13 protein-coding genes are annotated in these 13,544 nt (G+C 61.7%); 1 reads left to right on the top strand and 12 read right to left on the bottom strand.

From position 1 onward, the window contains the following. Positions 1–170: 170 nt before the first annotated feature. The 7 genes from EJD88_RS20715 to ctlX form a co-directional block, all read right to left on the bottom strand. Positions 171–668 carry an Lrp/AsnC family transcriptional regulator gene (locus tag EJD88_RS20715; RefSeq protein ID WP_099586600.1) on the bottom strand — a complete coding sequence of 166 codons (498 nt, stop codon included), beginning with the start codon at positions 666–668 and terminating at the stop codon, positions 171–173. Positions 669–673: 5 nt separating this feature from the next. Further along, positions 674–1,504 carry an ABC transporter ATP-binding protein gene (locus EJD88_RS20710; protein ID WP_244653863.1) on the bottom strand — a complete coding sequence of 277 codons (831 nt, stop codon included), beginning with the start codon at positions 1,502–1,504 and terminating at the stop codon, positions 674–676. A 3-nt stretch (positions 1,505–1,507) separates the two neighbouring features. Next, a complete protein-coding gene (locus tag EJD88_RS20705; RefSeq protein ID WP_099586601.1) occupies positions 1,508–2,221 on the bottom strand; it encodes an ABC transporter permease in 714 nt (237 codons plus the stop codon). Next, complete coding sequence (locus tag EJD88_RS20700) at positions 2,218–2,919, bottom strand: ABC transporter permease (RefSeq protein ID WP_112196037.1); 702 nt, start codon at positions 2,917–2,919, stop codon at positions 2,218–2,220. Before EJD88_RS20700 ends, EJD88_RS20705 begins: the two co-directional genes overlap by 4 nt. A 109-nt stretch (positions 2,920–3,028) precedes the next feature. Continuing rightward, positions 3,029–3,808 (bottom strand): ABC transporter substrate-binding protein, encoded by a 780-nt coding sequence (locus tag EJD88_RS20695; RefSeq protein WP_099586603.1) that lies wholly within the window; start codon positions 3,806–3,808, stop codon positions 3,029–3,031. Between the two features lie 258 nt (positions 3,809–4,066). After that, positions 4,067–5,113 carry an ornithine cyclodeaminase gene (locus tag EJD88_RS20690; protein WP_158878898.1) on the bottom strand — a complete coding sequence of 349 codons (1,047 nt, stop codon included), beginning with the start codon at positions 5,111–5,113 and terminating at the stop codon, positions 4,067–4,069. A gap of 11 nt (positions 5,114–5,124) precedes the next feature. Continuing rightward, the gene (ctlX, locus tag EJD88_RS20685; protein ID WP_158878897.1) at positions 5,125–6,051 is read right to left on the bottom strand and encodes a citrulline utilization hydrolase CtlX; all 927 of its coding nucleotides are present in this window, start codon (positions 6,049–6,051) and stop codon (positions 5,125–5,127) included. Between the two features lie 299 nt (positions 6,052–6,350). On the opposite strand from ctlX, the gene EJD88_RS20680 reads away from it, so the two are divergent. Beyond that, positions 6,351–7,241, top strand: coding sequence for a GNAT family acetyltransferase (locus EJD88_RS20680; RefSeq protein ID WP_158878896.1), 891 nt, complete (start codon positions 6,351–6,353; stop codon positions 7,239–7,241). Positions 7,242–7,307: 66 nt separating this feature from the next. On the opposite strand, the gene EJD88_RS20675 is transcribed toward EJD88_RS20680, so the two are convergent. From EJD88_RS20675 to EJD88_RS20655, 5 genes are all read right to left on the bottom strand, one after another. Next, on the bottom strand, positions 7,308–8,327 hold the full coding sequence (locus EJD88_RS20675) for a branched-chain amino acid aminotransferase (protein ID WP_099586607.1): 1,020 nt from the start codon (positions 8,325–8,327) through the stop codon (positions 7,308–7,310). Positions 8,328–8,451: 124 nt separating this feature from the next. Continuing rightward, the gene (lpdA, locus tag EJD88_RS20670; protein ID WP_158878895.1) at positions 8,452–9,825 is read right to left on the bottom strand and encodes a dihydrolipoyl dehydrogenase; all 1,374 of its coding nucleotides are present in this window, start codon (positions 9,823–9,825) and stop codon (positions 8,452–8,454) included. Positions 9,826–9,828: 3 nt separating this feature from the next. Next, positions 9,829–11,082 carry a dihydrolipoamide acetyltransferase family protein gene (locus EJD88_RS20665; protein WP_158878894.1) on the bottom strand — a complete coding sequence of 418 codons (1,254 nt, stop codon included), beginning with the start codon at positions 11,080–11,082 and terminating at the stop codon, positions 9,829–9,831. Continuing rightward, positions 11,083–12,141 (bottom strand): alpha-ketoacid dehydrogenase subunit beta, encoded by a 1,059-nt coding sequence (locus EJD88_RS20660; protein WP_099586610.1) that lies wholly within the window; start codon positions 12,139–12,141, stop codon positions 11,083–11,085. Position 12,142: 1 nt separating this feature from the next. Continuing rightward, positions 12,143–13,378, bottom strand: a complete 1,236-nt coding sequence (locus EJD88_RS20655) for a 3-methyl-2-oxobutanoate dehydrogenase (2-methylpropanoyl-transferring) subunit alpha (protein WP_099586611.1) — start codon at positions 13,376–13,378, stop codon at positions 12,143–12,145. Positions 13,379–13,544: the final 166 nt, after the last annotated feature.

Below are 13,544 nucleotides of genomic sequence, written 5' to 3'. Positions count from 1 at the left end.
ACACAATTTCCAGTGGATGCTGAATCTATGGCAAATGGGCTGTTGTGGTGAGCGGGACACGCCCGCTGAACACAGAGTTATGTATCAGCCTTCAAGAGTTGTGTAGATACCCATGGCCATCGGGGGCAAGCCCCCTCCCATATGGGATCTCCGGTGTTAGGGGAGTGGCGTCAGGTCAGTTCGGTCGCGGTGTTTTTAACCACTGCCAACTCCGGGTGCGCCACCAACTTATCGATGTGCAACTCATCATTGTTCAACCAGGTCTCCGTCAGCACCCGGTAATGCTCCATGTCCCGGCAACGCATGCGCAGGCTGTAGTCAAACGGCCCACTGATCAATTGGCATTCGAACACCTGGGGACAGGCCTTGACGCAGGCTTCGAAGGCCTTTTGCGCCGAGCGCCCGCTTTGGTTGGACAAGGCCACCAGCACCAGCAACGACAGCCCTGGCGAGACCATCTGCACATCGATGATCGCCCCATACCCACGGATCACCCCGCGGCGCTCCAGCTTGCGCACTCGCTCCAGGCAGGGTCTGGGGGTGAGGTGCACCAGTGACGAGAGCTTTTCGTAGGTGATGCGCCCCTGATGGCGCAGCACTTCGATGATTGCTTCATCGATGCGGTCCAGCGCGGGGGAGGTATGGGGTCCGTTGGCCTTGGTATCCATGGGTTTCACTTCAAACGATTGGAAAGAAATTGCTGCAAGCGCTCGCTCTTGGGGTGATCGAGGATCTCGGCGCCGCCGTGTTCCTCGACCCGGCCCTGGTGCAGGAACAGCACTTGGCTGGACACCTGGCGGGCAAAGCCCATCTCGTGGGTGACCATCAGCATGGTACGACCTTCCTCGGCCAACGTCTGTATGACTTTGAGGACTTCTCCTACAAGCTCAGGGTCGAGTGCGGACGTTGGCTCATCGAACAGAATGATTTCCGGCTCCATCGCCAACGCCCGCGCAATCGCCACGCGCTGTTGCTGGCCACCGGACAGGAACGCCGGGTATTGATCCGCGACGCGGCCGGGCAGACCGACCTTGTCCAGGTACATCCGTGCGCGCTTTTCTGCTTCAGCCGCACTGACGCCCAACACCCGGCGGGGCGCCATGGTGATGTTTTCCAGCACGGTCATGTGGCTCCACAGGTTGAAGTGCTGGAACACCATGGCCAGGCGCGTGCGCAGGTTTTGCAATTGCGCTTGATGCGGCGCACGGGTGCCGGCGCGGCCTTGCTGCATTTCGATGCTGATCCCGTCCAGGGTGATCACCCCGGCGTCGGGCTGTTCCAGAAAGTTGATGCAGCGCAGCATCGTACTTTTGCCTGAGCCACTGGCGCCAATCAGGCTGATTACATCGCCTTGGCGGGCGTTGAGCGAAACCCCTTTGAGCACCTCGTGCTCGCCGTAGCGTTTATGAATGCCTTCAACTTGCAGCTTGATCGCAGCGGTTGCGGTGTTGGCAGTGGGTTCGTCAACAGGATAAGTGGCCAGGGCCTGCGCGGACTGATTCATGGGTTAGCCTCGGGTAGGAACAAGAAAACGCATCCAGCGACGTTCGGCCAGTCGAAACAGGCCCACCAGTGCAAAGGACAGCAACATGTACAACAGGGCGGCGATGCCGAAGGCCTGGAACGTCAGGAACGTCTCGGCATTGGCGTCGCGGGCCACTTTGAGGATATCGGCGACGGTGGCGGTGAACGCCAGCGACGTGGCGTGCAGCATCAGGATCATTTCATTGCTGTAGGCCGGCAACGCACGGCGCAACGCGGCAGGCACCACCACAAACAGGTTCAAGCGCCAGCCGTGCAGGCCATAGGCGCGGGCGGCTTCGATCTCGCCGTGGGGGATATTGCGGATGGCTCCGGCGAAAATTTCCACGGTGTAGGCGCAGGTGTTCAGCACAAAGGCCAGCAAGGTGCAGTTCAGCGCGTTGCGGAAAAACTGATTGAGCAGTGCGTTGTCCTGTACCACGTCCAGGCTGTACAGCCCGGTGTAGCAAATCAGCAGTTGGATATACAGCGGCGTGCCGCGAAACAGGTAGGTGTAGACCTCCACCGGCCAGCGCAGCCAGAAGTGCTCCGAGACCCGAGCCAAAGCCAGGGGAATCGACAGAACGAAACCCACCACCACCGAAATGATGAACAGCCAAAGCGTCATGGCCACGCCGGACAAGCCCGCGCCATCACTGAACAAGTAGGCCAGGCCGTATTGCTGGAACAGTTCGATCATCGCGCCATCCCCTTGATGCCGAGGTTGTAGCGCCGTTCGAGGCGCTTGAAGATGCGGTTGGAGAGGGTGGTGATCACCAGGTAGACCAGGCCGGCGAGGATCAGGAAGTACAGCGGCTCGTTGGTGGTCTTGCCAGCGTTTTGCGCGGCCTTGACCAGGTCCGACAGGCCGATGATCGACACCAGCGCCGTGGACTTGAGCAGCACCAGCCAGTTATTGCCCAGGCCCGGCAGTGCGAAGCGCATCAACTGCGGGAAGAGCACCAGGTGAAACCGCTGCCAGCGGCTCAGGCCATAGGCAGTAGCGGCTTCCAGTTGGCCGACCGGCACACTGAGGATCGCGCCACGGAAGTTTTCGGTGAAATATGCGCCGTAGATAAACCCAAGGGTAATCACCCCGGCGGTAAACGGGTCGATTTCAAAATAGGCCCAGCCAAAGCTTTCGGTCAGGTCGTTGAGCCACAGTTGCAGGCTGTAGAAAATCAGCAGGATCAGCACCAGGTCCGGCACGCTGCGGATCAGCGTGGTGTACAGCGTGGCCGGCACCCGCAGCCAGTTGGCGCGGGACAGCTTGGCACCGGCGGCGAGCAGACCGAGGGTGAGGCTCAGGGCCAGCGCGAGGAACGCCAGTTTGAGCGTCATCCAGGCGCCCTGGGCCAGCATGGGGCCGTAGCCTTGCAGGTTGAGGAGGTCGTTCATGGGGAGAAATCTCTAAAGGCGCAGATATTCCCCTGCGGGCCCGGCTTGTGGGGGAGGGGGTAAGCCCCCTCCCACATGAGTCCTCTACCACAGGGGGCTCGGCGTTGGCTTACTCGTGGTAGATGTCTTGATCGCCGAAGTATTTTTTCTGGATCTGCGCGTAGGTGCCATCGGCCTGGACGGCGGCGATGCCCTTGTTGATCAGCGCGCGCAATTCCTGGTCGTTCTTGCGCAGGCCCATGGCAATGTCCAGCGGCAAGGTCGGGTCCTTGAAGGCCGGGCCGGTCTTGAAGTCGGCGCCTTCGGGCTTGGACAGGAAGTTGAGCTGGGCTTCGAGTTTGTCGGTCAGGGTGGCATCGAGGCGACCGTTTTGCAGGTCGGCGTAGTTCTGTTCCTGGGACTGGTAGGCCTTGACCTGTGCCCCGAGCTTGGCCAGGTGCGCACGGGCATAGGCTTCCTGCAACGAGCCTTGCAACACGCCCACCTGCTTGCCTTTCAACGATTCGGGTGTGTCGCCAAAGTCGGCGCTTTTACGGGTGATCACCGACGTGGGGCTGAGGAACAGCCGGTCGCTGAAATCGATGACTTTCTCACGGGCCGGGGTCACGGCCATGGACGACATGATGGCGTCGAACTTGCGTGCGCGCAGGGCCGGGATCATGCCGTCGAATTCGTTGTGCACCCAGGTGCATTTCACGTCGAGCTTGGCGCAGATGGCGTTGCCCAATTCGATATCAAAACCTTGCAGGCTGCCGTCAGCGGCCACGGATTCGAAGGGCGGGTATTCGGGGAACACGCCGAAGCGGATTTCTTTCCAATCCTGGGCGTGGGCGGCGGTGGCGCACAGTGGCAACAGCAACGCAGCGAACAGTGATCGCAATGGAGTCATGGTGTAGTCCCTATATTTTGTAATTGATGTCAGGGCAGTAAAAAAGAGGTGCAGCTGCATTCATTCGGTGACTCTCTGGTCGGGCTCAGAATGCTTCATGGTGGTGCGTTTTTTGTGTCGTTTACCTGGTGCGCAAAGCGCAAATTGCGCTGTAAAAAAGCGCAATGCAGCGGAATCGGCTGTCGGACCCGCTGAATCGGCTTTTCAACGCTGTAAATAGGGCCTGCCCTAGGCGCAAAGCGGCAGGCCAGAGCGGTCTCAGGCGCGCTTTTTGTGCTGTGCGCGTGGCTGTTGGGCCAGGCGCGCAAAAAGGTCTTTCGGGTCGGCGAGGTCCGGCACCAATTCCAACTCGCTGCCCACATCCAGCGACTTGGCCACGTCCAGCACATAGCGCAGGGCCGAGTAGTCTTCGATGGCAAAGCCCACCGAGTCGAACAGCGTGATCTGGCGCGCGTTCTCGCGGCCCGGTTGCTGGCCGTTGATCACCTGCCAGAGTTCGGTCACCGGCGAATCTTCCGGCATGTGCTGGATCTCACCTTCGATACGGCTTTGCGGCTCGTACTCGACGATCACCCGGGCGCGCTCGACGATACGGCGGTCCAGTTCGGTCTTGCCTGGGCAGTCGCCGCCCACGGCATTGAGGTGCATGCCCGGCTCGATCATCTCGTCGGTGAGGATGGTCGCGTAGGCCTTGTCGGCGGTCACGGTGGTGACGATGTCCGCACCTTTGACCGCTTCGGCCACGCTACCGGCCAGGATCACCTTGATCGCCGGGAAGGCCTTGAGGTTGGCTGCCAGCTTGGCAGTGGCCTTGGCGTCGATATCGAACAGACGGATTTCATTGATGCCGAGCATGGCGTGAAAGGCCAGGGCCTGGAATTCACTTTGCGAGCCGTTACCGATCAGCGCCATGCTGCGGCTGTTGTCGCGCGCCAGGTAGCGTGCGACCAGCGCCGAGGTGGCGGCAGTGCGGATGGCGGTGGTCAGGGTCATTTCTGCCAGCAGCACCGGCTTGCCGGTGTCCACATCGCCCAACGCTCCGAACGCCATGACGGTGAGCATCCCCGTCAGGGTGTTCTTCGGGTGGCCGTTGACGTATTTGAAGGCGTACAGCGACGCGTCGGACACCGGCATCAGCTCGATCACACCGTCCGGCGAGTGGTTGGCCAGGCGTGCGCATTTTTCGAAATCCTGCCAGCGCAGGTAGTCGGCGCGGATGTATTCGGCCATCTCGGTGATGCAGGTTTGCAGGCCTTTTTGCGAGACCAGGTAGCTGAGGTCGTTGACGTCGATATAGCGGGTCATGGCAAGACTCCTTATTGAAATGAGGGGCGGGCAGGCAGGTGCACTTCCGCCAGCATGCAGCGGGCGCTGCCGCCGCCGATGCGTTCGATGTTGTCGATGTTCACCACCACCGGTCGGGTATGGCGTTCCACATGCTGGCGCTGGGCCGGTTGCAACGCGCCCCAGGCACTGGCGGACATCACCAGCAGCGGCTGGCCATCGCGGTCGTGGACTTCGAGCATGTTGCCGGCGAAGGCTTCCAACTGGTCAAAATCAAGGGCAAGGATGTCCTTGCCGGTGTCGTGCAGGGAGCGCTCCAGGGTCAGGCGTTCGCCTTCGTCGGGCAGGGCTTGCAGGCACACCACCGAGAGGTCGCGGCCCACGCTCATCATCACGTTGCTGTGGTAGATCGGCGCGTGGTGGCGGTCCACCGCATGGAATACGCAGAGCTGGTAGTCGAGGCGCGCGGCGAATTCGCGCAGCGCATCGTGGTGGGTACGCCCGGAATGGCAGGCGTAACTGATGCGATGCTGGCGGTCGAGCACCATGCTGCCGGTGCCTTCAAGGAAGATGTTGTGTTGTTCGAGGTGGCTCAGGTCGATGGTGTTCTTGACCGCAAAACGTTGTTCCAGTACTTGCAGCACGCCCTTGTTGCGCTCCAATCGACGGTTCTGGCCTTCCATCGGGTACAGCACCAGACTGCCGTCGGCATGGCTGCTCCACCAGTTGTTGGGAAAGATCGAATCGGGGGTATGGGGCGCCGGGGTGTCCTGCACCACCAGTACTTCCACGCCGTGCTGGCGCAGGGTATCGACATAGCCGTCGAACTCTTCCAGCGCTTTCTGCTGTGCGCTGAGTGGGTCCAGGGGCTGGCGTTGGAAGCGGTTGTTGATCGCGGTGTCCGGGTTGAAGGCAAAGCGCGCCGGGCGAATCATCAGGACGGTGTTGGTGGTTTGCATGGGTGCACGAATCCATGGGGTTGGGCAGTGGGGCTATTTTGTGCGCTGTGGCAGAGGAATCCCGGCTGAAACCAACGAGCGCCTCAGCCGGGAAAGCTGAAAAGTGGGGTATGGCAGCCGAACCGGCTGTAGGGGTGAAATGCGCTTGAAGTGTGGGAGGGGGCTTGCCCCGATGGCGGTGGCTCAGCCAGAAAATCCATATCTGAAGGATTGCTTTCGGGGGCAAGTCGAATCGTCGCACCGCCCTTCCCACATTGGTATTGTGGTGTCTGTTCCAGCGTCGTCAGCCAGGAGGAATCATGTCCACCGTCGTTCGTCTCGCCCAAGCCACCGATGCCGAAGGCATCAGCCAAGTCATCCTGGCGGCCCTGCACAGCAGCAATGCGCAGGATTACCCCGCGGATGTGATTGCCCGTGTGGCGAGCAACTTCACGCCGGACGCAGTGCTGGCGTTGCTCAAGCGCCGTATCGTGCTGGTGGCGATCCAGGATCAGAGCGTGGTCGCCACGGCGGCGCTTGACGCCAATGTGGTGCGCTCAGTGTTCGTCAACCCGAGCTTGCAGGGGCAGGGCATCGGCCGGTTGCTGATGATGGAAATCGAGCTGCGCGCCCGTGAAACCGGGGTGACGGTGTTGAGTGTGCCGTCTTCGCTGACCGCCGAGCCGTTCTACACCAAGCTGGGGTTTCACACAGTGCGCGACGTTTACCATGGCAACGAGCGCACGCTGGTGATGGAAAAGACGCTGTCATCACGCTATCCCATCGGGCCGTATCGCGACCGCTCGCACCGTGCGCAAGTGATTGAGTTATGGCAGGAGGCGTTTGGCTATGACACCGCGCATAACCTGCCGAGCCTGGCGATCGATAAAAAGCTGGCCGTCAATGACGGGTTGTTCTTTGTGGCGACGGATAAAAAAGCGGTGATCGGGACCATCCTTGCCGGTTACGACGGCCATCGCGGCTGGCTGTATTCGGTTGCGGTGCACGCGGACTATCGGCGTCATGGCCTGGGCGCGTCGCTGGTACGGCATGCGGAGCAGGCGTTGACGGTACTGGGCTGCATGAAGATCAACCTGCAGATCACCAGTGGCAACGAGGCGGTGGCGGGGTTTTATGAGGCGCTGGGGTATGGGGTGGAGCCGAGGATCAGCATGGGCAAGAAGATTGCTGGGAATATCCCTCAATCTTGAAAATACTGGAGATCAAAATGTGGGGGGGGGCTTGCCCCTCCCACACTTTTTTGCGGTGTTGCTGGGTCAGACCTTGACGATCCAACCCGCTGGCGCTTCAACGTCGCCGGTCTGCACGCCGGTCAGCTCTTTGTAGAGCTTCTGGGTGATTGGGCCGACTTCGGTTTCGCTGTGGAACACATGCAGGTTGCCGTTGTACTGGATGCCGCCGATCGGCGAGATCACCGCCGCAGTACCGCAGGCGCCGGCTTCCTTGAAGTCGGCCAGTTTGTCGATGAACACTTCGCCTTCAACCACTTCCAGGCCCAGGCGGGTCTGGGCCAGTTCGATCAGCGACAGGCGGGTGATGCCTGGCAGCACCGAAGGCGACTTCGGCGTGATGAACTTGTTGTCGTGGGTGATCCCGAAAAAGTTGGCCGAGCCGACTTCTTCGATCTTCGAGTGGGTCATCGGGTCCAGGTAGATCGCGTCGGCGAAGCCGGATTTTTTCGCTTCCGAGCCCGGCATCAGGCTGGCTGCGTAGTTGCCGCCGACTTTCGCAGCACCGGTGCCCTGTGGGGCGGCGCGGTCGAACGTGGAGATCTGGAAGTTGTGTGGCACCAGGCCGCCCTTGAAGTAGGCGCCGACCGGGATGCAGAACACCGAGAAGATGAACTCCGGCGCGGTCCGCACGCCGATGTTGTCACCGGTGCCGATCACGAACGGGCGCAGGTACAGCGCGCCGCCGCTGCCGTACGGCGGGATGAACCGCTCGTTGGCCTTGACCACTTGTTTGCAGGCATCGATGAACACGTCGGTCGGCACATGCGGCATCAGCAGACGGGCGCAACTGCGCTGCATGCGTGCGGCGTTCTGGTCCGGGCGGAACAGGTTGATCGAGCCGTCCTTGCAGCGGTAGGCCTTGAGGCCTTCAAAGCACTGCTGGCCATAGTGCAGGGCGGTGGAGCCCTCGCTGATGTGCAGCACGTTGTCGTCGGTCAGGGTGCCGGCTTGCCACTCGCCATCCTTGAAGGTCTGGAGGTAGCGTTTGTCGGTCTTGATGTAGTCAAAACCCAGCTTGTCCCAATTGATGCTTTCGTTACCCATGACACCCTCTATCTTTGGTCAAGTCGGTTTTTTTCTGAATGGGCGCAACAATACTTCATTCTTGGCCGGTGTGGGAGCGGGCGGTGCGACGATTCGACTTGCCCCCGATGGCTTCACCACGCCTCTACAGGTGCAGCGCGTGACCCAATGCCCTCAATGCAGCTTCCTGCACCGCTTCGCCCAAGGTCGGATGCGCATGGATGGTGCCCGCTACATCCTCCAGGCGTGAACCCATTTCCAGGCTCAGGCCAAACGCGGTGGACAGTTCCGATACACCGACGCCCACGGCTTGCCAGCCGACGATCAGATGATTGTCACGCCGCGCCACCACCCGCACGAAGCCGGTTTTCGACTCCAGGGTCATGGCCCGGCCATTGGCCGCAAACGGGAAACTCGACACGATGCAGTCCAGGCCCGCCGCCTTGGCGTCGTCCGGGGTCTTGCCGACCACCACCAGTTCCGGGTCGGTAAAGCACACCGCCGGGATCGCTGCCGGGTTGAATTCACGGGGTTGACCGCTGATCAGTTCGGCAACCATTTCGCCCTGGGCCATGGCGCGGTGGGCCAGCATCGGCTCGCCGCTCAGGTCGCCGATGGCGTACACATTGCGCATGCTGGTCTGGCAACGGCTGTCGATCTGGATCGCCGCGCCGTTCATCGCCAGGTTCAGCGCTTCAAGGTTCCAGCCCTGGGTGTTGGGTTTGCGCCCCACCGCCACCAGGACCTGATCGGTCTCCAGGGTCAACGTATCGCCGTTCGGGTCACGCACCTGCAGGCAGTTGTCGGCGAACCCGGTGACGCTGTGCTTGAGGTACAGCTTGACCCCCAGTTGCTTGAGGGATTCGCTGACCGGCTGCGTCAGTTCGGCGTCGTAGGCCGGCAGGATGCGATCCTGGGCCTCGACCACACTGACCTCGGCGCCCAGCTTGCGATAGGCAATCCCCAGCTCCAGGCCGATGTACCCGCCGCCCACCACAATCAGGCGCTTGGGCACACGGGTTGGCGCCAGGGCTTCGGTGGACGAAATGATCGGCCCGCCGATCGGCAGCATCGGCAAGTTGACGCTGGTCGAACCGGTGGCCAGCAGCAGGTGTTCGCAGTGGATGCGCTGATCGCCGACGTCGACGGTCTTGCCGTCCACCACCTTGGCCCAGCCGTGGATCACCTGCACTTTGTGTTTTTTCAGCAGTGCCGCGACGCCGGTGGTCAGGCGGTCGACGATGCCGTCTTTCCATTCCACGCTTTTGCGGATGTTGAGGGTCGGTACGTCCACATCGATGCCCAGGAGCGAGCCCTGGCTGTGATGCACGGTTTGCTGGAACTGCTCGGCCACGTGGATCAAGGCCTTGGACGGAATGCAGCCGATATTCAGGCAGGTGCCGCCCAGCGCCTGGCCTTCCACCAGGATGGTCGGGATGCCCAACTGGCCGGCGCGAATCGCCGCCACATACCCGCCAGGCCCGCCGCCGATGATCAGCAAAGTGGTATTCAAGGTCATGACTTACTCCAGGAACAGGCTGGCGGGTTGTTCGAGCAGGCCGCGAATGGCCTGGATGAATTGCGCCGCGTCCATGCCGTCGACCACGCGGTGATCGAACGAGCTGGAGAGGTTCATCATCTTGCGCACCACGATCTGGCCCTTGATCACCATGGGCCGTTCGACGATGCGGTTGACCCCAACGATGGCCACTTCCGGCAAATTCAGCACCGGCGTGCTGACGATGCCGCCGAGGGCACCCAGGCTGGTCAAGGTGATGGTCGAACCCGACAGCTCATCGCGACTGGCCTTGCCATTGCGTGCGGCCGTGGCCAGGCGCGCGATTTCCTCCGCGTTGCCCCACAGGCTGCGGGCTTCGGCGTGACGCACCACTGGCACCATCAAGCCCACGTCGCTTTGGGTGGCGACGCCCACATGCACCGCACCAAGGCGGGTGATGATCTGGGCTTCGTCGTCATAACGCGCATTGATCTGCGGGAAATCGCGCAACGCCACGACCATGGCCCGCACGATAAACGGCAGCAGGGTCAGCTTGCCGCGTGTGGCGCCGTGTTTCTCATTGAGGTGCACACGCAACTCGTCCAGTGCGGTGACGTCGATCTCTTCGACGTAGCTGAAATGCGCGGCGCGGCGGGTGGCGTCCTGCATGCGCTGGGCGATCTTGCGGCGCATGCCGATTACCGGGATCTGCTCTTCGGTAGTGCGTTCGGCGTAGGGGTTGGCGGCTGTCGAGGACGGTGTCGCGCCTTGCTGAAGGTAAGCGTCGAGGTCTTCATGCAAGACCCGGCCAGCGGGCCCGGAACCTTGCACCAGACGCAACTGGATACCCGCATCCAACGCATGCTTGCGCACGGCAGGGGAGGCCAGCGGGCGTTCATGGGTTTCGCGGGCCACCGGCGCCGCTGCGGGTTGGGTCGCGGGTTTGGCCTCAACCACCGGCGCGGGCCGGGCTTCGACCACAGGCGCAGCCTTCACCGGCTCAGCCGCGACCGGCGCGTCCTTGGCGTTACCGGCGCCTTCGACTTCGATGCTGATCAGAATACTGCCCACGGCCATGACTTCACCCGGCTCGCCGCCGAGGGAAAGCACTTTGCCGTGCACCGGCGAGGGAATGTCCACCATCGCCTTGTCGGTCATGACATCCGCCAGCACCTGGTCTTCGACGACCATGTCGCCGACCTTCACATGCCATACCGACAATTCAACTTCTGCGATGCCTTCGCCAATGTCCGGCATCTTGATAACGTGCGTGCCCATTCAGACCTCCATGACCCGTTTCAACGCCGCGCCCACTCGGGTCGGCCCTGGGAAATACGCCCATTCCTGCGCGTGCGGGTAGGGAGTGTCCCAACCGGTGACGCGTTCAATCGGCGCTTCCAGGTGGTGGAAGCAATGCTCTTGCACCAGCGCTACCAACTCGGCGCCAAAACCGCAGGTGCGGGTGGCTTCGTGCACCACCACGCAACGGCCGGTTTTTTTCACCGACTTGACGATGGTTTCCAGGTCCAGCGGCCACAGGCTGCGCAGGTCGATGACTTCGGCGTCGATGCCGGTTTCTTCAGCGGCAACCTGCGACACATACACCGTGGTGCCATAGGTCAGCACGGTAACGGCCGAGCCCGGACGCACGATGGCGGCCACGTCCAGCGGCACGGTGTAGTAACCGTCGGGAACCTGTGCTTGCGGGTGCTTCGACCACGGCGTGACAGGACGGTCGTGATGGCCATCGAACGGGCCGTTGTACAGGCGCTTGGGCTCCAGGAAGATCACCGGGTCATCGTTCTCGATGGAGGCAATCAGCAGGCCTTTGGCGTCGTAGGGGTTGGACGGCATCACCGTGCGCAGGCCGCAAACTTGCGTGAACACCGCTTCGATACTCTGGCTGTGGGTCTGGCCGCCGTAGATGCCACCCCCGCAGGGCATGCGCATGGTCAGGGGGGCGGTGAACTGGCCCGCCGAGCGATACCGCAGGCGCGCGGCTTCGGAGATGATTTGGTCGGTGGCGGGGTACACATAGTCGGCAAACTGGATTTCAGCGACCGGGCGCAGACCATAGGCACCCATGCCCACGGCCACGCCGATAATGCCGCTTTCCGAGATCGGCGCGTCGAATACCCGCGAGCTGCCGTACTTGCCCTGCAACCCTTCGGTGCAACGGAACACGCCGCCGAAGTAACCGACGTCCTGGCCGAACACCACCACGTTGTCGTCACGCTCAAGCATCACATCCATGGCCGAGCGCAGGGCCTGGATCATGGTCATGGTGGTCGTGGTCATGGCGGTTTCCAATTCGATGCTGTTGTTGTGATCGTTCATGTCAGATCCCCAACTCTTGACGCTGGCGCTTCAAGTGCTCCGGCATCTCTTTATAGACGTCTTCGAACATGGTCGCGGCGCTCGGAATCTGGCCGCCGGCAAGGGTGCCGTACTGTTCGGCTTCTTTCTGCGCCTTGACCACTTCGGCCTCAAGCTCGGCACTGACCGCCGCGTGCTCTTCTTCGGACCACTGGCCAATCTTGATCAGGTGCTGCTTGAGACGGGCAATCGGATCGCCCAACGGAAAGTGGCTCCAATCGTCGGCTGGGCGGTATTTGGACGGATCATCCGAGGTGGAGTGCGGACCGGCGCGGTAGGTGACCCACTCGATCAGGCTCGGCCCCAGGTTGCGCCGCGCACGTTCGGCGGCCCAGGCCGAGGCGGCGTACACCGCGATAAAGTCGTTGCCGTCCACGCGCAGGGAGGCGATGCCGCAGCCTACGCCGCGTCCGGCGAAGGTGGTGGCTTCACCGCCGGCAATGGCCTGGAAGGTGGAGATGGCCCATTGGTTGTTTACGACGTTAAGGATGACCGGCGCACGGTACACGTGGGCGAAGGTGAGGGCGGTATGGAAGTCCGATTCAGCGGTGGCGCCATCGCCGATCCAGGCGGACGCGATCTTGGTATCGCCCTTGATCGCCGACGCCATGCCCCAGCCCACACCCTGTACGAACTGGGTGGCAAGGTTGCCGGAAATGGTGAAGAAGCCCGCATCCTTGACCGAATACATGATCGGCAACTGGCGGCCCTTGAGCGGATCGCGCTCGTTGGACAGCAACTGGCAGATCAGGTCCACCAGTGGCACTTCGCGGGCCATCAGGATGCTTTGCTGGCGGTAGGTAGGGAAGCACATGTCGTCGATGTTCAAGGCCAGGGCCTGGGCACTGCCGATGGCTTCTTCGCCAAGGCTCTGCATGTAGAACGACATTTTTTTCTGACGCTGGGCGACCACCATGCGGTTGTCGAAGATGCGCGTCTTGAGCATGGCGCGCATGCCTTTGCGCATGATTTCCACACTGACGCCTTCGGCCCATGGCCCCAGGGCCTGGCCCTGGTCGTCGAGCACGCGGATCAGGCCCTTGGCCAGGTCGGCGGTGTCGGCGGGTTCTACGTCGATGGCGGGTTTGCGCACCAGGCCTGCGTCGGTCAGGCGCAGGTAGGTGAAGTCGGTCTTGCAGCCTGGTCGGCCCGAGGGTTCAGGGACGTGCAGGCGCAGTGGTTCATACTGCTGGGTCATGGCTTCTACGCTCGATCTTGTGAATTTCTTGTAGTGGGCGCGCTAGCTGACAGTCAGTCTTCGGGTAGAAGAAATCTTGTCCTACAACAATCATAGGCGGGGCGTAGAAGAATATTTATCTGTGTTTCGTTGCGCTCAGGATCATTTGCGGATAAAAAAACTGCAT

The organism is Pseudomonas sp. PB105, assembly GCF_009764655.1.
In the GTDB taxonomy this organism is placed as follows: domain Bacteria; phylum Pseudomonadota; class Gammaproteobacteria; order Pseudomonadales; family Pseudomonadaceae; genus Aquipseudomonas; species Aquipseudomonas cyclaminis.
The sequence above is the reverse complement of the archived record's forward strand: the minus strand, read 5'-3'. Positions and strand labels throughout refer to the sequence as shown.